The sequence below is a fragment of the Aeromonas sp. 604282 genome, from assembly GCF_049170575.1.
Classification (GTDB): domain Bacteria; phylum Pseudomonadota; class Gammaproteobacteria; order Enterobacterales; family Aeromonadaceae; genus Aeromonas; species Aeromonas veronii_A.
The window spans coordinates 282160-306666 of the sequence record NZ_JAAKMV010000002.1; the positions used below are offsets into that span (position 1 = coordinate 282160).

Sequence of the window (24507 nt, forward strand, 5' to 3'; positions counted from 1 at the left end):
TTATTTCAACTCTATCAAGGTGCCCTGGGCGGGCAGTTTATCATCGATTTCGGCGGTCAAGACCACCCCTTTGGCCAGGGTACCGCGGGCCATAAAGCGCAAGGGCTGGCCGCTTAAACTCTCCGCTGCCAGGTAACCTATCTGCAACTGCAGTTCATCTCCCTGATTGGCGGCGACCGCCAGTGTCACTTGTCCCGCCCCTTGGCTAGTCACCTTGATGGCCGCCTCTTGTGCAGGGCCCAGCACAGGAGTTAGCGCGGAGGCGGGATAGCTCTGCTTGGCAAGCTGATAGCCAAGCCGCTTTATCGACAACTGCAAGGTGATGGTGCGCAGGTGCGGCGGCAGCGCAACGGTCAGCTTCCCCTCCTTGAGCTCCACCGTCGGCTGACAGGCAACCCTTTCATACTGGAGCAGCTCTTCAGCCGCTGGCCACCCGGCCGGTTTAGTGCCCCAGGTGGATTGCAACAGCCAGCGCTCGACAGGCAGACGGCTGTAGCGAGCCAATATCACGGTGGCGACCAGATAGAGCAGACTGCCGATACCGATGGCGGCGACCATCCAGGGAGCCCAGATTGCACCGAGTGATGCACCACGGCCCAACAGCATAAGGGATCGCCCCATGGCAAACCCCTGCACCCCAACGCCCCCCAGCTTTAACCCGTAACCAACCTTTTCCATATCGGCATTGGTATCATCCAGTAGCTTGATACCGGTCTCCCACGCCTCCAGTCCCGCCGCCAGCAGCCCCAACCCGGTCATCCAGCCGGTGGTGAGCGCAAAGCGGCGTGCCAGGGCCGGATTTTCCATTGCCAATTCTGAAACTGTTTTTCCAAGCAGCTCTTTTGGCACCACCACCTGCCCCTGCTTGATGGCCACCATGGCGCTGCCAGTCCAGGCGGCGGTATAGGCCAGGTTACGGCTCAGCTCCAGCTGTGCGGCTGGGTTGCCCTGCAGCTTGCGGGCGTTCTCGTCATACCCTTGCAGCGCCACCGTCAGGTTGGCGATATTGAGTAGGGCCGCCAACCCGCCAAAGTTGCCCCACTCTTGCCACACCTTGGCGGCCGCTTGTGCCCCTCTGGCACCTTGCCGCTGCAAGTTGAGGTAGCTGGCCATCTTGCGCTCAAACTCCTGCTGCAAACCGCCTTCCAGCAACAGCAGACGGGGCCATTTCAGTTGCTGCCACTGCGCACCCGCCGCCTTCATCCGGCCAAGGTGGCCCTCTGTTATTTTGCCGTTTGTTGCCGCCAACTTGCCAAGCAGGTTGCCCTGCACCTGAGCCACAAAGGCTTTGCTCTCGGCCGCAAATGCGGAGTTGATGCGCACCTGCTGGCCGGTGTGAATGGATTCGAGTACCACCAGACTCAGAGTGCGGCCAAGTTTTTCACCGCTGAGCAGATGGGGATGCAGCAACTCGCTGAGCTGTTGCCATGGCTTGATGGCCGCCCCGGCGATGGCCGCTTTGAGGGCGCTCATGGTCGCCTTGGCCGCCTCATGGAACCCGCCAAACAGCTTGCTATTGCTCAGAAGATGGTTACTGGCTATCGCTTCCATCGCCGCCAGCGCATTGGCGACACCGGTGATATTGCCCACCCCAATCCAACCGGGATTGTTCTCGAGCTCTTTTTTAACTTCGATATCAAAGCCGTAGTGTGCCAGCGCGGGCAGCGCCCCCTTTTTCAATGCCTTGGTCAGCGCGGCCCCCCGTTGGGTATCGGGGGCAAAAAACAGGCTAAAGAGCCACTGGCTACTGCTGGCCAGCAAGAGGGTCTGGGTATCCTCCGTCTGGCTATCAAGCCCCAACAGCAAAGGGGTGGTCGGTAACGCCTGCAGTAACTGCAGGGCATCGTCATAGGTCGCCAGCCAGCGCGGACGCAGAGCATCCACGCCCCGCGCATATTGCTGGATAATCCCTTCCAGCCCAGACCAGTTCACTTCGTCATCAAAACGCACTCCAGGCCAGCTGGCCCACTTGTCGGGGTTGAGGCCCAGCAGCTTGAGTTCAGCATGCTGCGCCATCAGGCGCTGCTCGGCCCCCAGATCGATGTAGTGATTACCACTCCCCTTACGCTCTTTGTAGTCATGGTTGGCAACCAGATATGACTGCAACTGCTTCTTGAGCTTGAAGGTCGCCAGACGGTCGCCTCTGGCTGAGACCGGCAAACTGCTCTCATCAAGCTGTGGCAGAGCCAGCATCTCGGTGATACCGGCCATGTTCCAGCGGTGGCGGGTGTTGTCGTCATGAAAGGTATGTTCATAGCGGAGGATGATGTCGCTTAGGCGCTCGGTCACATCGTGCATATCCGAGATAAGGTCATCGAGTGCCACCACCAGAGCACTTTTCAAATCTGGTATGCCAGCCTTGCTAGCCTCCGGTGAGCCTGCGGGTTTGTCGTGCCACAGCTTGCCGGGTTTAATACCTGCGGGAGCCTTGAGAGGGGCACAGCTGTTAATGAATCCCTTGTTGGACAAGCCCATGTCGGCTACGTGAGTAGAGAGCAGGTCGAGCAATCCCGCATGCTCGCCCCCCATCTTGCTGGCCAACGAGAGCAGATTAAACGAGCGCATCCCTTTGCTGCGCAGGCCGCTCTCTTTGCGATACGCCTTTTTCAGCCGCTCGGTCCAGCGCTGGTGCGAGAACGCCATCGCCACCTTGTGGTTGGCCGGATAAAGCAGATGGCCCTTGCTTCCCTTGCTCTCGTGAATAAATTGGCTGCCTTTAACCTCATACTCGTCGAGAATTTTTGCTTTTTCATCAAAGACATAGAGCCAGCCATCGCGCAGTTGGCGCAAAGTGTAAGGCGTTGCCTTTAGATCCAGGGCGCCCTTGAACCCTTTCGACGGTAAGGGATGAGGTTGTTTGGCTGGCACGTCAAAGAGCTCATCTAGGGCATAACGCACCGGCACCAGAGCAATCTCTTTGTTTTTAAAAGGGCAAGTGCCAACCGGACTTTTGCAATCCTTGTTGCCGGCAGCGCCAGCTGCTTGATTCGGGGTGCTCATGAGGTTCTTTCCTGTGCAATGACGTGTTGCTCTGCCCAGCTGGCAGCTTGTTCAACACGTTGTGACGGGGTCTGTGCCGAGGGGGTAGTCAATAACTTGGTCACGACCGGATAGGCATCGCCCTGCCACCACGACTCGCCCAAAAATCCCAACACATTGAAAAACAGCAGCAAGTCGCGTTCGGTCTGAAATCCAAGTTGATAAGCCTGCTCGGCCCAGCGGGCAATCCAGTTCTGCGGATCACTCTGCTGCGCCAATCGGGCAGGAAACCAGTGCGCCATGTGGTGATAAGTTGCATCCAACTGGTGTTGCCAGCTCACGTCACTCAAACGTGCCCACTGTGCATCGGTCAGTCTGCATGTATCGCCAATCGGCTCGGCAAGTGCCTCTTTGACCTGCCAATGGAGCCAACCTGTGCGGGTTGGCAGCCAGACCTGTGTGATCCCTCGCCAATACCAGGGATCCGCATCCACCAATAGACATGCCATGGTTTCCGGCGCTGCCAGTTTGAGCAAAATGCGGCTGCCATAGGGGCTTTCGACCTCGATAAGCTGGCGCAACTGGTCAGCCAACGGCAAAAGGGACATAGGGGACGCAAGCAACCATCCGGTATTGGCGAGCAGCGTCTGAAACCGGCTGAGCAAGGGCTCGCTGGCCTCAACCAGACAGGGAGAGACTTCCCGCAAACAATCCCATGGAGCGTAGAGATAAAGTGGCTGGTAAACGGGGCTATCGGTTACCTCAAACAACTGCCGTTCAAGCTCGGGGATCTGCCCGCCATCGAGCAGCAGATAGAGGTGCTCTCCTTTGGCCAAATCAAACTCGGGCAAAACCATTACTGGTTCTCCCCCTTGGCCAGCTGTTCACAAATCTCACAGACCGGCTCTGCCGATTTGAGCGTTGCAATCTGGCGCACCGGATCCATAGGCACGGGGGGGGCAACAACCTCAACCGCACCGGGCTGGATCGGCATCTGCCCAGCCCAACCGGAGCCAGAGCCCGGGCTACCGCCGGAGTTCATCTTGATGGAACCACCGCTTAGCGTGACGCCACCGGCGTCGAGCTTCACAAAGCTGCCGCCCACCTTGAGGGTCAACTCGGCGCCGGCCTCCATGACGATCTTCATGCCAGCCTTGTGATGCACCTCCTGACCAGCATCAACCAGCAGGGATTGACCCAGCTTCTGGTTCATGGAGGTATCCACCGTCAGCGAATAGTCGGCTTTTATCTGGTCACGCTTCTCACCCTCCACTGTCAGGTGGTCGTTGGCCTTGATACGGGTCACCCGCTCGTTGTCGATGTCGCGATGCTCGTCATGCTTGATATGCCAAGCGACATCGTTTTCGATAAGCACGTTCAGGTCTTTCTGACCGTGAATGTAAATCTCTTCCTGCCCCGCCTGGTCTTCAAAACGCAGCTCGTTGAAACCCTCGCCCTGGTGGGTCTCGGTGCGCAGCACGGTACGAGTCTTGTTGGCGGGCAACTCATACGGTGGCCGATTGGTGGCGTGGTAGGTGCGACCGGTTACGATGGGCTGGTCGGGGTCTCCTTCCAGAAACGAGACAATCACCTCGTGGCCGATACGCGGGATGGCCATCATGCCATATTGACCACCGGCCCAGCCTTGGCTCACTCGCACCCAGCAGGAGCTCTGGTCGTTGGAGCTGCCGTAGCGGTCCCACGGGAATTGCAGTTTGACCCGGCCATGTTCGTCGCAGTAAATCTCTTCCCCTTCAGGGCCCACCACCATGGCGATTTGCGGGCCATCCACCATCGGCTTATGGGGTGCCTCGGGGCTGCCGATACGGGCGCGCCAGGTGGTGCTCGCCTTCACTACGCCAAATTCGTTGTGGTAGACGGTCGGGCCACTGCCGCCCTCTTCCTCCAGCGCCTGCGGTTGCTCACCGGTGTGGCAAATATGGACGATTTGCCAGTCGGTGTTGAGGCTGCCGTTAGGATGCTCGGTGAGTGAAAAGTGCTGACCCGGCAAAAGCGCCGCGCTATTGGATTTGCCGCTACCCGCCACCGCGTCGTTGCGCAGGGCATCGAGCCGGTGCTGGGCAAAGGCCTTGCCGCTGCCGTCCTGCTTGTAGCGGCCCGGGTAGTCAAAATGCTGATAGGTATCGCGCTGATGCTCGAGATCGCTACCCTGCTTTTTGTGGGAGAGGCCATAAGCCGGGGTCTTGAAGCTGTAATCTTTCAGCTCCACATCAGAGGGGCGCACCGCCTCGCGGTAGTGGAACTGGCGCACGTAAGGACCTTGTTCCAGCGAACGGTTGCCAAGGTTGAAAAAGAGCTCGGGGCCAGCGGTCAGGGCGGCCGCGTCATCGGCAAAGACGATACGGTGTTTGCCCGCTTCAAATTCGTGGAAGTAGAAGAGCCCCTCTTCAGCAGCGAGGCGGTTAACGAAATCGAGGTCGGTCTCGCGATACTGCACGCAGTATTCCCGCTGGGCATGCTCGTTTTTCAGGGCAAAGGCGTAATCGGTGATGCCGTGCTCTTGCAGCAGGATACTGAGGATTTCGTCAGGCTTCTGCGCCTGGAAGATACGGGAGTTCTGGCGAAGCGACAGACGCCACAGCGCCGGCTGCACCATGAGCTGATAGCGGGTACGGCGAAAGCCGCTGTCACCTTGGGCAAACTCGCTCACTACCCCGCAGACCCGGCGCAGCAGCTCGCCGTTGTACCACACCATCAGCTCGCTCGGCTGGTCCAGCACGGCGCCAAAGTCGACATCAGGCTGGCTGCTGGCCAACTCCAGCTGCAGATTGAACGGCCGGTTCAGCCCCTCATCCAGCTGGAAACTGGCCACCACGAAGGTGCTCTCGGGCAGCGCCCCCACCTTGGCGGTAAATTGTAATCCTGTGCTATTGGCCATCTTGTGCCTTCTCCATAGCTACCGCACGCCCGCGGCGCGCTACTTGGTGGTTCGATGATGAGATAAAGCCATCATTGACGGCCTTACCTCATAACCGATCAAAACAGTGACAGCACTCTCTAACCGGCCTGTCCGCTACCGGAACCAATCACTACGCCACCACAATCCACCGCGGTGCCGGTTATAGCGATAGGTTTGCCATTGACCAGCACAGACCCTACGCCTCCGGCGATGCTGCGCGGGTGAGGTGGATTGTTGGGCTTGTCGTGGGGTGCCAGCGGGTCGCCCTGACGGGCCACTGGCTTGCCATCGAGGAACACGTCAGGACTGGCAGCTATCACCGGGGTCGGTGGAAAGCCATCGTGGTCGGTGCCAATGTCACCGAGCAGTGCGATAGCGGGACACATAGTCATTCTCCATATGAGCGGGGAGACGCAACGGCATCCTCCCTCTGCCCCTGTGACAGCCGGTGAAACGCTCCGGGCACAGGGACTTTTGATAAACAACGAATAAACAGAACAGGCCACAGCACAGGCTATGCCATTCAGCATCGGCAAAATTAACCAAATAAAATCAGTTAGTTACCATTTCCCGATAAACAACAGGGTGAGCTGTTAGCAAGGGATTGCGCAAACTGGGCAATTTCCCTACCAAATATTGCACCTATAGTTAAACACTCTATATCGTGCGCAAAATATTGCGTAACACAGAGCAATCAACTATCAGGTAACCCATGCTGTAGTTGGTAAAGCCGAATATTGAGGGCTTGCAAGTCACTCTCTATTCCTTTCAGCTCGGCGGCTGTAATAGGCTCCTGCGACGCTTTTCGTGCCTCCAGTTCGCTCAGGCGCACACTGAACGGGATCCCCTGCATCAGGTTCTTTTGCACCTCGTAGAGCTGGGATTTGAGGTAGGAAATCGTGACTGTCTTGCGCTGACGCTCCAGCTCCAGCAGTTGAGCGATCAGGGCATCGACCCCGGCGCGGGCCTCGAGATAGGTTGGCACCCGGTTGAGGTCACCCTGCTGGCCAGCCAGCGCGGTCTGCCACTGTTTGTCGAGGGCCTTGACCGCCAGCGAGTCGGGATAGAGCATCTGCAGCGAATTGCGCAGCCCATCGCCATAACGGTACCAGTAGAGGGGAGAGGCCCGCTCCAGTCGGTCCAACTGGGCCTGATAACGTGACACCAACTCGTTCTCCATCCCCTGCAGGGTCTGCTCCCCCAGTACGATACGTGCCTGGCGAATATCGTCATAACTGAGGGCCTGTGGCAGCGCTGCGGCGGGTTGTTGCAGCCGTTGCGCCGCGATAGCCTTCTCCTGCTGCTGATGTTGCCAGCCAAACCACCCCATCATGGGCAAAGCGCAGCTGAGCAGGCCACAACCAAACCAGAACCAGGCGGGCCGCTGTTTTCGATGCGGCTCGATCTTGAGCACAGTCGGCTTGACCTGTCCCTTCTCGCGCCCCACCAGAATGCTGCCCTGAGGCAGGTGCGGGGTCGATGCCGAAGCCGCGCTGCCGTGGCTCGGCTCAATATCCGGCTTGAAAAAGACCATCGGCGGGATCTGCAGCTCCTCCTTGAGTCCCGGCTCATCGGAGACGATGACGATCTCTGTCTCGTCAAACAGATGGGTGTACCCCTCGATGAAGTGCACCAGATTCTCGACCCGGGGAATGCGACTGAGGCCGACGTTGTGCAACTTCTCGCTGATGAGTTGCAGTGCACGCTCGCAGCGGTAGAGCAGCCGCTTGTCCTCGTGGCTGATCTGGTACTGGCGGATCACGTCGCTGATGCGGGCGATAAACCAGTCAAGCATCTCGATACGGGCCCGCTCCTGGTGTAACGGCGGCCAGACACTCTCCCACTGGGTGACGATCAGATTGGCGAGAAACTCGCACCCTTCGGTAAAGCCACTCAATCCCTGCAGCCGGGATCGTGCCAGGGTGAAGTAGATGGCGGTCTGCAGATCCACCCCGTGCTTTTCAAAGATCTGACTGGCGAGCTGATGGATCCGGACCCAATCCACCTCGGGGCGGGAGGCGTGACTGAGCTTGTTGATCTCGGCGCGCAGCGCCTCGTATTCCGGCAACATTCTGGGGTCTCGCCCCACCTTCAATGCCTGCTGGCCTTGTTGATTCTGTGACATATCGGCTTCCAAGATGAGAGGGGCTCGCATGCCCCCCTGCATGATCAATAGAGGGATTCAGGCAATCTGAACTGGCTGAACAGGCCGCCGGTAAAGGGGTTCTGGGCACTGTCGGTATAGACCCGATAGGTCATGGCGCCGTGATCCACTGGAAAACGGACATCAAAGGTGGCGTCGTTGACCCGGGTCAGCTCCCCCTTGTCCATCAGGCGGAACATGGCCCAGGGTCCGACAAAGCCTTCGCTGCGCGGCGACCGTTCACGAGCAGCCGGTACCAGGGTGATCTTGCTCTCGGCCCCGTCGCGCATGGTGTTTGGCCACACCAGCGGGATCTTGTTGCGACGACCGTGGGCATACTCCAGCAACTGGCCATCCAGATTGAGCACGCTGCGCCGCTTGTTGGCGGTGAGCTCGATGGGCTCGAGGGCAAATTGCACCTCCAGATTGCCCTGCTGACTGAAGAAGGTCTGGCGGATGCGCGCCGCGCGATCCAGCTGCTTGACCAGCTCGGCCTGAATGGGTGAGCTCAGTTCACCCTCCATCAGCCCGCCTTCAACCATCGGCTTGAGGTTGACCTGATAGAAGCTGTCCAGCGTGCCGCCGGGGGCAAAGAAACGTTCCATCTCTGAGAGCGGCACATCCTTGGCTGAGCCCGGGTTAAACGGATAACGATCTGCCAGTTGGCTGTTGAACGGTGCCAACACCTTCTCCTGCCACTCCTGATTGAGGGATGACATCGCCAGATCGACCACCAGTTGCGAGCTTTGATCCGCCAGCTGCCCCACCCAGCGATTGAGTGGGTCTGGCAGGCCACGGGCATACTGCTGCAGAGCAAAGACCGGGTCGGCATACTTGTTGGCCAGACGCAACTGCACCGCCTTGAGGGCTGACTGTCCCGGCTCGGTGGCATTGACGATGAGCTCCATATAATGCTGCAGCTCAATCAGCTTCTGGTTCACTTCCGAAATCAGCGGCCCCTGCTCGCCACGGCTGGTCAAGACACCGTTGGTGGCCATAAAGGGTCGACCGATACGCGCCGTGAGTGCCTGTGCCGGATCCCCTTCCACATCGGACAGTTTGCGAATACGGGTGTTATCATCCAGTGCGGCCAGCACCCGCAGGAACGGCTGGTCATTACCGGTAATGGTGGAGAGCACATCCAGCGCCTGCTCGGGGCTGGAGAGAGGCTGGATGTCAAGGTTAGTCAGCAACGTCTGCCATTGGTTGACGTAATCGGTGACGTAACGATCGTTGACCTGACGGGTGATATCCTTGCGATCGGCCTCGCTCAACTGGCTCAGCTTGCGCTGGCCCAGTACCCAGGCATCCATGGCGGTCAGGTCTAGCAGCGCCTTGTCCTGCTTGAGGAAGAAATCGCTGAAACCGGGCCAGGTCAGCAGACGCGGCACCTGACCGGCACTCTCGTTGCGCAGGGCAAAGACGGTATCAAAGGCGGGGCCCACCTCGTCACGCACGTTGAGAGCAGGCGGCAGCACATCGCCCGCCTTCACCACCAGATTCTGATAGACCCGCTGATACATGGGCAGCTTGCCGAGCTCCCGCTGGGCGCCATACACCGGCTCCTTGAACGGCAAAAATGCCGTGATGGCGGCCTGATCACGGGCGGCGCGAGCGCCATGCCAGTCGGTATGATCGAGGGCATAGTCAAGATGCCCCATCAGCTGCTCCTGCACTGCCCCCTGCCCCGGGAACGCTTTTTGCCAGCGGTTGGCCATGTACTGCTCCACCAGCTCCTTGTTGCGACCAGAGGCATCATCCAGCATCCGCATCACCCGCAGAATGGCGAGCTTCTCCTCGCTACCAGCCGGCGCCTGGTCGAGATCGTCCAGCAGCCCCTGCATCTGGGCCGGCAGAAAGCTCAGACTCAGCAGTTGCAGATAGGATCCCTCCACATAGGGGCCAATTTCGTCCCCCTGATAGAGGCCGAGATCCGCCACCAGCGGCATGCGTTCCCGGTAGTTGCCAAAAGAGAGGGTCGCCTCGCGAATAAGGTTGAGACGCGGCAACTGGCTCACCCCGAAGGCGTGGGCATCGGCCACCTCATTCGTCTCCATAAAGGCCTGCGCCTTGGTCAGTACATTGCGACCCGCCTCCTCGTTGACCCGGTAAAAGTAGTGCCAGCCACCGATCAGGGCGGCAGAGAAGAGCGACAAACAGCCGAGGCCAATGGTCATCCGGCGGCGGCGATAGAGGGTATGCAGCCGGTTTTCTCCGGCCAGATGGGCCTCCGGGAAGATGATCGAGGAGAAGAGCTTGCGCACGAAATAGGTGTTGGACTCCCCGCGCAGGGCGGAGTGGATCGGCTCGGGCAAGCTGTAACGCCGGGAAGCGGCCTGGGCAAAGGCATCGAACGGGACACCTTGCTGATAAACGGAGCTGATATAGACGCCGCGCACCAGCAGTGGCTTGCTCTCTTCAATGGTCAGGGTTTCATCGAGCAGGCTGGTCACATAATCCTTGAGACCCGCCAATTGACGGACAAACGAGAAGAGGGCGTTGCGCTGGGCGGCATCGAGCCGGGCCAGCATCATCTCGGGCAGATTGCGGTTGAGGTTGTCGACCCACTGATCCCAGAACAGCGCCAGATCCTGCTGCCAGGATTTGCCCTGACTGCTGCCGGGGTTGAAGGTCACCCCCAGCACGGCGTCACGGGCCTCTTTATCCAGCTGTTCATAGACCACATCAAAGCCGCGCAGCATATCGAGCTTGGTGAAGGTGACATAGAGCGGCAGCCGGGTATTCATGGTGGCCGACACCTCTTGCAACCGGGCACGCATCAGCTGGGCATAGGCCTTGCGCTCGGCCACGCTGGCCGCAGACAACCACGCCAAATCAACAGTCAATACCAGACCATTGAGGGGCTGGCGACGACGATGCTCGTTGAGCCAGTTCAGCAGATGCAGCCAGAGCCGCTCATGTTTGCGAGACTCCGGCTCCTGCTCGGTCTGGGACAACAGCACACCGGCCGGATCCAGCATCACCGCTTGCTCCCCCAGCCAGCAATCGACCAGCTGGCCTTGCGCCACGTCCCGCAGTTCGGTATCGAGCCTGGGATTGAGTTTGTTGGCCGGGTTGGCACGGTGGATCAGGCTGCTCTTGCCGCTGCCGGGCAGCCCCAACACCAGATACCATGGCATGGCGTAGAGCGCCCCCTTGCCAAGGTGTTCATTCAGAGCTTGCAACCAGCGATCGAGGAACAGCGCCTGTTTGTCGATGAGCCCTTTGACCGGATCCTGCTCCAGCAGCACCTCATGCCGGCGCTCGGCCTTGAGCTGTTTCATCTTGCGCCATACCCGCCAGGAGAGTACCCCCAGCAGCAACCAGAGCCAGAGCAGGGTGAATACCACCCGCCCCCACAAGGCCTCGAATGGCCTGGCATCACGGATCTCGATGCGAGGCCCCAGCCACCACACCAGGATCAGGGCGACAACCCCCAGCACAGCACCGAGCAGGGGCCAGGAGGGTTTCAGTTTCGGCAGCTGTTGCCTCGACAAGGTAAAAATGGTTTTGAACATAAAATGTGATCCAACTCCGACTCAATGACTCATTTCGGCACTTAGTTCGGCAAATGAGCGGCATAGGGGGCCAGGCGGCTGACCAGCCCAGGCTCCCACTGCGACAACCCGAGGCGATTCGCCTCTTGCCACAAGTGTTGATATTGCTGGCGCGCAAGCGCCTCCATGCCTTCCTGCTCCAACAACTCCGCCTGCACTAGCAAGGCATGGAAGCGGGCTCTTGGCTCTTTCATCTGTGCCATCCGCTCATCAAGCAGGGCGAGCGCGGCGGCAATCCCCTGCTCCCCATGACGCAAGGCAACCTCCTCGGCCAGCTCGGCCTGTCCGCTGCCGCCTCCACCACTCTTGGCAGGCTGCAACCAGCGACTGCACTCGGAGGAGAGAAACGGAGAACCATCGCTGAAGGTGAGATCCCGCAGCGCGGGAAGACGCAGCAAAAACGCATCCAGCTCCGCCATGATGGCCTGCGCCACCGCGCCATATCCCAGCTTCTGGGCCACCTCGGCCGAGAGCCTGTGCCCCTCGAACCAGTAAGGGGCCAGCGTCAGGCTCTGCTCGATGCGCTGCCAGAGCGCCAGATCTGGCGTGCCCATGGCGGCGCGATACTCATCCACCATGTCCACCGACATGGAGGCCAGCTGGGTTTTGTTCCCCTGCGCCGTTATCGGCGGGGTGGTGATGCCGGCCCAGATGGCGTGACGACGCAGCCGATAACCGATCGCAGCCTCCGGCTGGCGCTCAATCAGCAGCTCCGCCACCTTGAGCTGGGTCTGTCGCCATGCCCGATCGTTGGAGCTGTCAATCTCGATGCCGGAGCCCTTGCTGCTGCCACTGAGCACCATAGCGCTCGCCATGCTGCTCGCGCTGGCGGTGGCTGCAACAGCGCTGCTTGCAGGTTGAGTTCCGGCATCAGCATCAGCCTGGACATCCTGTTGTCGCTGCGCCCGCTTCAACCCCATCATCAGGGGATCCAGCAGCTCGCTCTTGTCGGGGCACTGGGCCAGCCAGACGGCCTCCAGCTGTTCAGCCTGCGCCAGCAACTGAGCCAGCTCGGCCGCCGAAGCGCTCTCGCTCACCCTCGGCAGGGCACCCTCGAAGCGCTTGATGATCTGCACCATCAATCGCTGCTTCTGAGCCGCATTCCCGGGCCAGGCCAACAGCCAGTAAGCCTTGATCCAGGCTTCCAGCAAACTCAATGCCGCTCCCATCGGGGTCGCTTTGGCCGGATGTTGCAGGCAGCGCAACAGCTGGGCCAACACCCGCATATCCTTGGTGCGACTCTCCAGCAACCCCAGACAGGCTTCGGCCACCGCATTGAGATCGACCTGGCTGTGGGCAAGGGAGCCCAACTTGACCAGCTCGGTCTCCACATAGTCCCAGCGCGGTTCATCGGCCAGCACAGCCCCTTTGATCTGTGCATCCGGCAAGCTGGTGAGCAGACGGCTACACCAGGGGTGTTGATAGCTCATTTGCCCCCCTACCAGCGACACTGTTGGCGCACCGGTATCAGCGCCTCTTTCAGGCCGCCGAGATCGACCCGCAGCAAGGCACCGTTGGCCGCCTGAACCTGCAATTCACGATGACCAATCCAGCGTTTGAGCTCCTCTATCGCGGGCAGACCGCGGCCATATTCGAGCAGCCATCCCTGATCCCGGATAAACCAGCTCTGACTGCTGCGAGTGGCTTGTCCATCCAGCGCGACCTCGACACTCTCCCCGCGCCACGGCGCATCCAGTCGCAAGCGGATATGGGTGATGTTGTTTACGCAGCCGATCGCCAGGGTGGCACCGCGCAGGGCCGGACGGGTCAGTACCGCCGTGCCGCTCTCCTCATCCTGTCGCAACAGGAAGGGGGAGCTATCGGGCACTCGTGCCAACTCCTGCTCCGCTATCGCCAGCCAGGACGGAGACTTGGTGCTCTCCTTGTTGCCTGATGGCATCGCCTCATTGCCAAGGGCGTCATAACAGGCGAGCCGGATCAGCGGAGATGGCTCGCGGCGACACGCTTGCCAACCCGCCATATCGAGGGGGGGGACTGCGTTGCCGGTCGCCAGCAGCAGGGGCAACAAACCCATGATGATCATCAGTTCACCTCCAGTTTCTGGCACTTGTGATCCAGGGTGCGCTTGGGAATATTGAGGCTCTCGGCCACCAGCATGCGATTGCCCTGAAAGTAGCGCAGGCGCGCTTCAATCACCGATGCCTCGTACTGCTGCATGGCCCGGCGCAGATCGCGGATATGGTTGTAATCATCCAGCGCATCGGGCAGCTCGGCACAGACCCGATCCCGCAGTTCCGGTGGCAAGGCGCCAAGCCCTACCTCTTCACCGTGACGGGTGTGGGCACAGGCCACCTCCAGCAGGTTGCGCAACTCGCGCACGTTGCCGGGGAAGTCGTAACTTTGCAGTTGCTTGAGGAACTTGCGCTGCAAGCCAGCCAGTCCCTTGTCATCCTGCGCGGCAAACTGGGCCATGAAGTGCTGGCACAGCAGCGGCACATCTTCGATATGTTCTCGCAACGGGGCGATCAGCAGCAGGCACTGGCAGAGACGATGGTAGAGGTCGGCACGGAACCGCCCCTCCTCCACATGGCGGGTCAGCGGCTGATGAGTGGCCGCGATGAGGCGAAAATCGGAGTGATACTCCTGCTCTGCCCCAAGGGGCCGGTAGCTGCGGGTTTCCAGCACCCGCAGCAGCTTGGCCTGCATGGCGGCGGGCATGTCGCCCACTTCATCGAGAAACAGGGTGCCACCATTGGCCTGCGCCACCAGCCCGGTCTTGTTGGAGAGGGCACCGGAGAAGGCTCCCTTCTGATAACCGAACAGCTCGCTCTCGATGAGATTCTCCGGAATGGCGGCGCAGTTAATGGCGACGAAGGGCTTGTTGGCGCGATCGGAGCACTTATGCACCAGCCGGGCGACCACCTCCTTGCCACTGCCGGTCTCCCCCTGAATGAGCACGGTCAGCTTGTGCTGGCCCGCCTGGGCGATCTGCTCGCGCAGGCCGCGGATCACCGCCGACTGGCCAACCAACTGCTCGCCCAGCAACTTCTCATGCTGGCGCTGGCGCTCCCCCTCCCCCTTTATCTGACGCAGGGAGTCGCGCAGCACGCTCTGATCCCGGCGGCTACGTCCCAGATCACGGATCAGGGTGAGCTGGTTGCAAAAGACCTGGGCCAGACTGGCCAGCTCGGGGCGGGCCGCCCACTCCTGCAGCACATCGCCGCTGTCCATCATCGCCAGCACGGCAAACGGCTTGCCGTTGCCATCATTGAGTGGAAAAGCGTGCAGGCCGCACGGCTGGCCAAGGTTGGCCAGCAGTTCACGAAAACCGGCATGCTCGATGCGAGCGCCACCATGGAGGGAGTCCCAGGTGCGGGATTGCGCCTTGTGCAGCACATAGGCAAGGGGATGAGAGAAATCATCCACCGCCAGCGCCAGCGCCACCTCCTGCCCCTTGACCCACCCTTTGCACTCCAGCTGACGGCCGCTCACATCCAGCATGCCAAGCAGCAAGCCTTTGGGCTGGAAGCTGGCATTGAGGGTCGAGCTCCACCAGTGGCAGAGATGTTGTTCATCCCGTTGCGAGGTGAGCGCTAGGGCGAATGCGAGGGCTTGCTCCATGGTCAGCCCTCCACCTCGGCCACAAACTGGTGATCGGCCACCGAGAAGCGCACCCGGTTGATGGGCTCACCGGCCGAGAGGCGCTGCAACAGTTGCAGGGAGACCGGCGGCAACAGGGCGCCATCGATGACGGATTCGAGCATCCGCGCGCCGTTCTCGCTACGGTTGGCCCGCAGCAGGATCTCCTCGGCCACCTCGCTCTCCAGCACCACCTCCGCACCGAAACGCTCCTTGAGCAGCTTGACCAGCCGGTTGAGTTTGCCACCGACGATCTGCACTAGCGTGTCGTGACCGAGCGGCAGGTAGGGGATCACCTCCATCCGCGCCAGCAGGGCCGGTTTGAAGAAGGCGGCGAGCTCCGGATAGAGGGCATCCAGCAGCACATCGGGCTGCTCGGCATGCTCGACGATGGTCTGGAAACCGAGGTTGGAGGTGAGGAAGAAGACCACGTTCTTGCAGTCGATGATCCGCCCTTCCCCATCCGCCAGCTCGCCCTTGTCGAACGCCTGATAGAAGAGGTTGAGCACGTCCGGATGGGCCTTCTCCACCTCGTCCAGCAGTACCACGGAATAAGGCTTCTGACGGATTGCCTCAGTCAGCACGCCCCCCTCGCCAAAACCGACATAGCCGGGCGGCGAGCCGATCAGGCGCGAGACAGTGTGCTTCTCCTGATATTCGGACATGTTGATGGTGGTGAGATACTGGCGACCGCCAAACATCAGCTCGGCAATCTGCAGCACGGTTTCGGTCTTGCCGACCCCGCTTGGCCCCACCAGCAGGAAGGCCCCCAGCGGACGGCCCGGACGACGCAAGTCGGCGCGGGCGGTCAGCAGGTGCTTGTGCAGGTGAGCCACCGCCACATCCTGCCCCTTGATAAGCTCGCCAAGGTACTCCGGCAGACGGGTCACCACATCCAGCTCCCCTTGGGAGATGCGATTAAGCGGCACCCCGGTCCACTCGGCTATCACCGCGGCGACCTGAGTCTTGTCGACGTGGGCAGAGACCAGCACCTCACCCTGTTGCAGCTCGGACAATTCTCGTTCGAGCCCGGCAAGCTGCCCGGCGGCCGCTTGCGGATCGAGCGGCGCATCGGCGAGATCCAGCGCCTCTCTGGCCAGCATCTCATCCTGCTGATCCGCCAGCAGGGCGGCACGCAGTTCGACAATCCGATGCACCAGCCCCTGCTGTTGCTGCCATCGGGCTTCCTGCTCACGCAGGTTGTCACGACAGGTCTGCTGGGCCGCTTGCAGTTCGGCGAGGCGCTCATCGTTGTCACCCAGACCAATCAGGCTCTGGCGCTCCAGCTGACGGATCTCCAGCTCGCGCTGGCGCAGTTCGTTTTGCAGGTGACTGACGGCGCGTGGCGGCGTGGTGAGGTTGATGGCCACCCGGGCACAGGCGGTATCGAGTACGTCGATCGCCTTGTCCGGCAGCTGACGGCCGGAGATGTAACGGGCGGAGAGCTGGGCGGCAGCTTGCAGCGCCTCCTCGTCAATCAGCACCCCATGGGCCTTCTCGTAGATGCTGCGCAGGCCGCGCAGGATCACGGTGGCTTCATCTGCATTGGGTTCACCCACTTTCACCAGCTGGAAGCGGCGCGACAGGGCGGCATCTTTTTCAACGTATTTCTTGTACTCGCCCCAGGTGGTGGCAGCGATGGTGCGCAGCTCGCCCCGTGCCAGCGCGGGCTTGATGAGGTTGGAGACATCCATGCCGCCCGCCTGGTTGCCGGCACCAATCAGGGTGTGAGCCTCATCGATAAAGAGGATGACAGGTCGCACGGCATCCTTGACCTCCTGCATCACCCCCTTGAAACGCTTCTCGAACTCCCCCTTGACCGAAGCGCCCGCCTGCATGGCACCAAGATCCAGCGTCATCAACTCGACCCCGCGCAGCTTTTCGGGTACCTGACCCGCCACGATACGCAGCGCCAGCCCCTCGATCAGGGCGCTTTTACCGACGCCGGCCTCCCCCACCACGATGGGGTTGTTTTTGCGGCGACGGGAGAGAATGTCGATCATCAGATCGATCTCGTGATCCCGGCAGAGTACGGGGTCAAGCGCCCCCTGACGGGCCTGTTCTGTCACATTGACGGTAAAGCGGGCCAGCAAGCTGGCGTCCGCGGGCAATGCAGCCTGAGTGGCAGTACCATTCGCCGCAACGGTAATCTGGGTTTCTGCGGAATCTTTGACCCAGTCGTCGAACTGCTGGCGCAGCAGTTCGCGATTGACGTTGGCAAGCAGACAGGTCACCGAGCCCGGCAGGTAACGGTGGGGGGTCATCAGCAGCACCAGCAGCATGACGCCACTGCGCAGCTGGCCGTGTTGCAGCTCGGCGGAGGCGAGCAACCAACTGTCTTGCAGCCACTCCACCAATAGCGGCGAGAAGGAGGGATAACCCTGACCATAACCGTTATCGGCCGCCGAGGGTTGCAGCAGGCTCTTTAACTCTTCAACCTCGACCTCGGCCCGTTTGAGGATCTGGCGCACATCGCAGAGGGGGGTCTCCAGCATCTTCAGCAGCAGGTGCTCGATGCGGATCTCGGCCCCTTGATGATTGACGCAGAGGGCTGCGGCCTCCTCCAGCATGTGACGGCAGATGGGGTTGAGTCTTTCCACCAGTACCGGTAGCTCTATACGAATCACGGCGTGCTCTCCTTAGTATTTTATTTTAATAATTCGCCCAGTTGACGCAGTACGTCCTGGGTCTGGTTATCGAGTTGGTGGTGATAGAGGCCAAAGATGATGGCCAGGATCAGCGCGCCGCCCATAAACAGTGTGCGCAGGGAGACTTGCTTGCGCAGCTGGTAGCGAGATGCCTGCTGACCGAGATCAAGATGAAACACGCTGGGGGCCTCGCCGCCACTTTCAGGTGACAGCTGCTTGTGCAGTTGCTTGACGATCCGTTCAAACTCGTCACGGCCCTGGCTCATCACCTTGTAGCGCCCCTCGAAACCGAGGCACAGACAGAGATAGATGAACTCCAGAATGTCGCGATAGCGCACCGGATCCTCCTGCAGGCGCGCCAGCAGTACGAACACCTTCTCGCCCCCCCAGGTCTCGTTGTGAAAGCGGGCCAGCAGGGAGTGTTGGGACCATTCACTCTGGCTACCCCAGTCACGTCCCATCACCGCCTCATCGATAAAAGTGCAGAGGATGTAGCGAAACGAGAGGACAACGCCGTTCTCGTAGCCCTGCGCCATCAGCTCCTGTTCGATGGACTGGATCTCGGTCACCACCCGCTGGTAGAGCTCGGGCACCCGGTCGTAGCGCGACAGCAGGCGTACCCGCTGCACCAGCCCCAGCAAGGGGGTCACCGCATCGATCATCGGGTTGATGCTCTGGCCGCGCAGGCGAAACCAGTAGTCCGAGTCCATGTCCAGCTGCTCGGCATGATCGAACAGCAGGTCGCTCAGTTGCTCGTTCTTGATAATGTCCGTGGTCATCTCTGCTTGTTTCCTTGATGCGATCACTGGCTACGGATGGCCCAGAGCTGCATGTCGAGCTCGGGGAAATCGCCGGCAATGTGGAAGGCGAGGGTGTTGCTGACCGCCAGCATCTGCCAGGCCGGGCTCTGCCGGTCGAGCTGGAAGTAGCTGTAACCCGCGTGATAGGGGAGCTGGCGCGGCGCCACCGGCAGCGGCAGCAGTGGAATACCGGGCAACTGCAGGCTGATGAGCTCGCGGATCTTGTCGCTGGAGGCCACCTTGGTCTGCTGCAGCAACTGCTTGCGCAGTTGCTCCTGGGGCATGCGGGCACGCACCGCCAGCACGAAGTCGGCGCTGGCAATCAGCTCACTCTCGTTGACCATGGCTACCATGACGCCGTACTGGTGCTTGCGCAGCTGGATGGAGACGGCGCGCGGAGACAGCACGGTACTGAGCGCCTGACGCAGGGCCAGCATCACCGGCTCGAAGCTCACCTGCTGATCGTCGTGACGATAGGCCGGGAACTCGGGCGGCAGGCGGGACTCGTCGGTAAAGGTCATCAACTCGCCACAGAGCTGCACCAGCGCCTCGTGCAGCCGCTCGGGGTGCAGGGTGCCAAGACGCGCCAGATGGGAGAGCTGGGGCTGAGCCCGGTTGAGCAGCTGCAGCATCATGAACTCGGCCACATCGGCCACCCCCTGCTGACCCGGTGCGGCAATGCGCTGGGAGAGGCTGCGAGCCCGCTCGGCCACGAGACCAGCCGATTCGCCGAGGAAGCGCTTGAGGGTCGGGATGGCGGAGACGCTGATGCTGCAGGGCATGAAGTTGGGATCCAGCACCAGACCGCCGTCCGGACGTTTGTCCAGAATGCGGGCGATGGCGAGCGAGGCGTAGGCGCTGCGATCTTCCCGCTCCAGCATCAGCCGCAGGCTGACCCGCCCCACCTCGAGGGAGACCACATCCCCCCCTTCGCTGTGCAGGTCGCGCACATCATGACGATGGGCCTGTAACCGGGTAGCCACCTGACCGCCCTGCCCCACCTCATTGACGCCGCTCACCGAGAGCGGCAGGGCCAGATAGACCTTCTGGTTGGCCACCGAGGCGTCGGTGACTTCCAGCGGGGTCGGCAGCACGTCGTCGTTGGGTATGTTGAAGACGGTACCGTCCGGCAGGATACCCGTGGCCCCCACCAGCGCAATGCGGCCAAAGCCGAGGTAATCCTCGTTGATAACAAGCGACTGCAGCCCGTAGAAATAGTCGGACAGCGCGCTCAAACGCGCGTGCAGCGCATAATCCGAATGTCTCTGTTGTTGCTGGAAGTGCTGGGGCTTGATAAAGAGCCCTTCACGCCAGATAACCCGATTTCGACTCGACATAATTATTCTTCTTCTTTTTGTAGTTCCACTTCATCCAGGCGCAGGTGCACCAGGATGTGATAAGCCGCGCCCTTGCTCTTGACCTTGATGACCTTGCGCCACTCGGCACTGTCCGGATCGGCGTACCGTGCAATCACGCCGATGTAACGGGTCTTCTCGTCGAGCTTGACGGGGGGCAGGTATTTGAACTGGCCCGGCAGCAGGGTGTACTCCTGATGGTCGAGGTAGTTCTTGCCAAGGGCCTTCTCTACATCTGCCGTCACCTGGTCGTAGTCGGTGGCGAGCAGCCTGGAATCTTCCGCCAGCAGCACCACCTGAAACTCGATCGGCGCCGCCTCCCCACTCTCGTTGGGGTTGACGTCAGGCTCCGCCAGCAGGCTCAGCCCCAGGGTGGAGGGCTGGTCATCGTTGCTCCCCACCTGGACATCCGGGTTCATGACCACATCGGCCATCTTGCCCATGGTGGTACAACCGGCCAGGGCCAGCAGACAGGCCCCAAACCACAGTGCACGTATCATCAAATCAGTCCCTGTTGCTGACGCACGGCCTGGTCATAGGCCTGGGCGTAGACCTGATGGAACAGCTTGTCGAACCCCTGCTGACGGGCAGAGGTGAGCTCGCGGTAGTAGTGCTGGTACATGTTCCAGGCCCACCCCTCATCAGCCATCCCCGGCGCGCCGCTGCGGCGGTATTGCTCGAAACGGCCGAGCAAGGCTTCCGGTGAGAAGGCCTGCAGGATGCTGTCGAGCGCCGCACTGATGGCCTGCTGGTTTGCCACGTGGTGGATGCGCACGTTGTGCAGGCTCTCGGCCACCGCGGCCGGCGCGCTCAGGTGCACCGGGCTCTTCTGCTCGGCAAACAGCACCGCCAGGGTCTCGTCATAATCGAGGCCAAGGCGCAGAGGGTTGTCCTCGATGGGGCGCAGGTGCTTGTCTGCCAGCGCCGCCTGATCGCTTTGCAGTTGCAGCAACCCCTCCACCATGGCCCGCACTGTCTTGCCCATCTCTTCGAGCATGTCGTGAGCCTGTCGGGTGTCTTGCAACTGCAACGGCTGACCCAGCCCGCGCATCAGCGGCGTCAGGGCGACGTGATCAACGCCCTCCAGTGGCTGGAAGTCGGGGTGGTTCTCGATGGCAGGCATATCCAGAAATTCTTGGTTCATGGTGTTCTCGACGGCAGAAAATGGAGCGAGGGATACGGTGTCCATATCCGGTTGAAAATGCGGTTGAGCCTGCGGCTGGGTATCCATCAGCGGGCCAGGAGCCGCACGCTCCTGCTGCAATGCCAGCAGGGGGTCGACTGCCAGGGCCCGAGGATCATCCAGGGTCTGGGTGTGGTGGTGATCGCAGGCCAGCCACTCGTCAAGCTGCTCGGTTGGACGGTTGCCCAGCACCTGCTGCAGGCTCTGCTCGGGGGAAATGGCACCGAGATAGGCGCGCAGCCGGAACGGGCCGACCACCAGCTCGTCCCCCTGCTCCAGATGCACCTTGCGAGCCCGCCCGATGGGCGAGGTAGCACCATTGATGTAGGTCTGGCCGCTGAGATCGCACAGGCAGAAACGACCGTCATTGAGCTCGACCCGGGCATGGGCCGGCATCACCGCCCCCAACCTGTCTCGCAGTTGCCAGTCATCCTGTTCGGAGGAGCCCAGGGTGCCTCCCATCTCGTCGAAGCGATATTGCACCTGCTGGCTGCCGTCGAGCTGCTCGCTGTTAAGCACCACCAGAGATAGTTGCTGGTTAAAGTCGTCCACATTCACTCCTGCACGTATTCCTACACTGAATTTCTGTGCTTATTCCTGTACACAGATCGTCACGAACGGGTCACTCGGCGGTTGGCCGAGAAAGGTACTCCACCCCAGACGGGCACTCTGCTCTTCACCAAGTCGCAGCCCCTTGGCCTGCTCCTGGCCGAAGCCAAGCCGCAGATCCCAGGCCAGCTGATCGCGCAAGATGAAGGAGACAAAGGTCACCAGGGCGTGGAAATGCTCCCCGTTCGGGAGAAATCCGAGAAACTGGCCAAAACTCAGATCATTGATTTTCAATAAAAACTTGCCGGCACAATCATTGACCTTGTCACCGATGACGAAGTCCTGCCCCAAGGTAACGCCAGCGCCGCCCAGACGGTTTTGCTGCTCCTCATGGATAGGCACCTTGCGCCACTGCCAGGCGCTCACCTCTACATCCGCCAGATCGAAGCAGTGGGCCACCAGACCGGCGACCACCTCGGGCGAGCGGCTGGGGCTGGCCAGCATGCCCGCATAGGAGAGCATCTTGGCGCGGTTGACCGGCAGGCTCTGGCAGACGGCGTCGTTGCCAAGCCCCACCAGCGCAAACATCAGGCGGGAGAACCCATCCTCACCGTCGTCCTGAAAACGGACGTGGTAGCGATACTTGCGCCAGATCCGGTGCAGCAGGGTCAGCAGACGGTGGTGGAAGAAATCCAGAAACAGGCCGAGCTTCTGCTCCCCCTGGGCGTACTCCCACGCCAATGAGTCGAGGTAGTACCCCGGCATCGGCGACTGGCTGCCGTGCAGACCCAGAAAGGCCACTTCCAGCTCGTGGCGCCCCTTCTCGTCGCGGCCAATCTGCAGCACGTCACTGGTGGGAAAGCCCAGCGATGCGGTCGCCTTGAAACGAATATTCTCGTCACTTGGCAGGTGGTCGAGACCACGCTCCTGATCGGCGCCATCGAGCCGGTTGAGCAGCTCAACCAGCTGGAAGAAATTAAAACGGGGCGCCTCGTTGGCGGCGCTCACATCAGGGAGTGCTGACCGATCTGGACTGGCCACTGATAGCGCTCCTTGTTATCGAGATTGACCACCTCAAGCAGGTGGAAGGCGTTGACGCTGGCATAGAGCGAGAAGAAATGGGCCAGCACGGTACTGAACAGATAGAGCTCCCCTTCGCTGCCAAAGGCGGACTGACGGATGGAGAGCACCGACTTGAGCCCCCGCACCGGCATGCCGCGCACCAGCCTGTCCACCGGCTTGGTCTCGATCTCCTCGATGCCCGCCAGCCGCTTGCGCGACGCCTGCTCCGCCTGCTTGTCGTGCAAAGCGGGAAAGTCGTAGGTACGCAGCACCTGTACTAGGGCATCGCGGCGCAGCAGAGAGACATAGTTGAGCGACAGGTTGGAAATCAGGGTCCAGTGCAGGCTGCCATCCAGTGCCGGGCGCAGCGGCCGGGTCGGCCGGATCAGGTTGCGGAAGGTGGCAAACGAGGGCGAGCTGCCGGTCGGCACGCAGATGCTGCCGACCTTGAGGCGGGCGGCGCGGGAGCGGTTGGTACAGGTAAGCGTCACCGAGATGGATTCATCGAGATCGACCGTGGTGGTTTCATCGCCCCGCACAAACGAGAGGCTGTGCTCGAAACCATCACCACTCACCGACTCCCTGACGCGCACCCGGTAATAGAGCGCCAGCCGCTGCTTGGCCCGCTCTATCTGGTGCTGAAAACTTTCGAACGGCTGATAGATGCGCGGCGTGCCGCGAGAGCGCCCCAGATTGCCCTCGACCCAGCCTTCAACCTGATCCACCGAGAAAATTTCGAAACTGTCCGCATAGCGATAGCTCGCCTTGAGCGGATATTCCGCCTGACGGCCGTTGAGATTGACCGGCTCGCTGTCGTGCTGGAACAGGTTGATGGCCGGCACACAGTTGAGCATGAAAGAGTCGGGACGGATCTTGAGTTCCGCCGGCAAGGGCCGGTCGAAACAGAAATGAATTTTGAATTCACTCACCGGCAGCGGCTGTTTGGGCCACTCGCCACCGGAGAGTTCGAAGAAGAGGAAGCTCTCCGGAAAGCAGAAATACTCCTGCAGGATCCGGTAGCCGGAATAGACGTTGTTCGGATAAGGCAACAGCGCATCGTCGCGCTCGAAGCCGACCGATTTAAGGGCCCTGGCCTCCTGACGAAAGCGCTTGCCGTCGATCTCCAGCTCGATATGGGAGAGCTGGTTGGCGAGCCAGAAGTAGAGCTCATACGCGGTGTAGCTGTCGCCACCCAGGAAGAAGCGCAGCTTGTCCAGCTGCAACTCGCTGAGCAGCAAGGGGGCATGCAGGGCAATATCGAGCGAGATGGTCGAAAGATCGTTGCCACTTTGCGCCGTCACCTCGCGCATCTCGGCCGGATAGACCCAGGCATCGTGACAGGTTTGAAAATGACAGGTCACATCGTCAATAGGCAGACTGTCGAGTTGGCAGCCCTGCTTCACCAGCGCGGGCTGGGCGATGGCCCCCGGAATAACCGAAAACTGCATGATGGTCATGCTGGGGACGGGACGCAGGTAGTTTGGCCAGAGCATATTGAGCAGACCGTGGGTCAGCTCGGGAAACTCGTCTTCAATTTTTGCGCGCAGGTTGCCCGTGAGAAACGCAAAGCCTTCCAGCAGGCGTTCCACATCCGGGTCGGTATTCTGCTCCGACAAAAAACGGGTGAGTTCGGGATAGCTATCGGCAAATTCGCGCCCTTGCAGGCGCAAAAAAGCCAACTCATCCCTGAAGTAATGTTCCAGCGACATTG

The 24507-nt window shown here is 60.8% G+C and carries 16 protein-coding genes; all 16 read right to left on the reverse strand.

Annotated features, from left to right (window positions below):
- The gene (locus tag G5367_RS04305; RefSeq protein ID WP_421243921.1) at positions 1-3000 is read right to left on the reverse strand and encodes a toxin VasX; all 3000 of its coding nucleotides are present in this window, start codon (positions 2998-3000) and stop codon (positions 1-3) included.
- Entirely contained in the window at positions 2997-3836 is an 840-nt protein-coding gene (locus tag G5367_RS04310; protein WP_421243922.1) for a DUF4123 domain-containing protein, read from the reverse strand. The genes G5367_RS04305 and G5367_RS04310 overlap by 4 nt, the downstream gene beginning before the upstream one ends.
- A complete protein-coding gene (locus tag G5367_RS04315) occupies positions 3836-5878 on the reverse strand; it encodes a type VI secretion system tip protein VgrG (protein WP_421293822.1) in 2043 nt (680 codons plus the stop codon). The genes G5367_RS04310 and G5367_RS04315 overlap by 1 nt, the downstream gene beginning before the upstream one ends.
- A 119-nt stretch (positions 5879-5997) precedes the next feature.
- Positions 5998-6285, reverse strand: a complete 288-nt coding sequence (locus G5367_RS04320) for a type VI secretion system PAAR protein (RefSeq protein ID WP_005347295.1) — start codon at positions 6283-6285, stop codon at positions 5998-6000.
- 308 nt (positions 6286-6593) lie between these two features.
- Positions 6594-8024: a VasL domain-containing protein gene (locus G5367_RS04325; RefSeq protein ID WP_421244373.1), complete on the reverse strand. Its 1431-nt coding sequence runs from the start codon at positions 8022-8024 to the stop codon at positions 6594-6596.
- A 44-nt stretch (positions 8025-8068) separates the two neighbouring features.
- A complete protein-coding gene (gene tssM, locus G5367_RS04330) occupies positions 8069-11560 on the reverse strand; it encodes a type VI secretion system membrane subunit TssM (RefSeq protein ID WP_421244372.1) in 3492 nt (1163 codons plus the stop codon).
- Between the two features lie 41 nt (positions 11561-11601).
- Positions 11602-13029 carry a type VI secretion system protein TssA gene (gene tssA, locus G5367_RS04335; protein ID WP_421244371.1) on the reverse strand — a complete coding sequence of 476 codons (1428 nt, stop codon included), beginning with the start codon at positions 13027-13029 and terminating at the stop codon, positions 11602-11604.
- A gap of 8 nt (positions 13030-13037) precedes the next feature.
- Positions 13038-13643, reverse strand: a complete 606-nt coding sequence (gene vasI, locus G5367_RS04340; protein WP_421244370.1) for a type VI secretion system-associated protein VasI — start codon at positions 13641-13643, stop codon at positions 13038-13040.
- A complete protein-coding gene (locus G5367_RS04345; protein ID WP_005347300.1) occupies positions 13643-15181 on the reverse strand; it encodes a sigma-54 interaction domain-containing protein in 1539 nt (512 codons plus the stop codon). The genes vasI and G5367_RS04345 overlap by 1 nt, the downstream gene beginning before the upstream one ends.
- A 2-nt stretch (positions 15182-15183) precedes the next feature.
- Positions 15184-17826, reverse strand: coding sequence for a type VI secretion system ATPase TssH (gene tssH / locus G5367_RS04350; RefSeq protein ID WP_421244369.1), 2643 nt, complete (start codon positions 17824-17826; stop codon positions 15184-15186).
- Positions 17827-17846: 20 nt separating this feature from the next.
- Positions 17847-18626: a type IVB secretion system protein IcmH/DotU gene (gene icmH, locus G5367_RS04355; RefSeq protein ID WP_005347302.1), complete on the reverse strand. Its 780-nt coding sequence runs from the start codon at positions 18624-18626 to the stop codon at positions 17847-17849.
- A 23-nt stretch (positions 18627-18649) separates the two neighbouring features.
- Entirely contained in the window at positions 18650-19984 is a 1335-nt protein-coding gene (gene tssK, locus G5367_RS04360) for a type VI secretion system baseplate subunit TssK (protein WP_421293823.1), read from the reverse strand.
- A 2-nt stretch (positions 19985-19986) separates the two neighbouring features.
- Positions 19987-20502, reverse strand: a complete 516-nt coding sequence (tssJ, locus tag G5367_RS04365; protein ID WP_216978373.1) for a type VI secretion system lipoprotein TssJ — start codon at positions 20500-20502, stop codon at positions 19987-19989.
- The gene (tagH, locus tag G5367_RS04370; RefSeq protein ID WP_421293824.1) at positions 20502-21737 is read right to left on the reverse strand and encodes a type VI secretion system-associated FHA domain protein TagH; all 1236 of its coding nucleotides are present in this window, start codon (positions 21735-21737) and stop codon (positions 20502-20504) included. Before tagH ends, tssJ begins: the two co-directional genes overlap by 1 nt.
- 39 nt (positions 21738-21776) lie before the next feature.
- Complete coding sequence (gene tssG, locus G5367_RS04375; protein ID WP_005347306.1) at positions 21777-22775, reverse strand: type VI secretion system baseplate subunit TssG; 999 nt, start codon at positions 22773-22775, stop codon at positions 21777-21779.
- Complete coding sequence (gene tssF / locus G5367_RS04380) at positions 22739-24505, reverse strand: type VI secretion system baseplate subunit TssF (RefSeq protein ID WP_216978371.1); 1767 nt, start codon at positions 24503-24505, stop codon at positions 22739-22741. The genes tssG and tssF overlap by 37 nt, the downstream gene beginning before the upstream one ends.
- Positions 24506-24507: the final 2 nt, after the last annotated feature.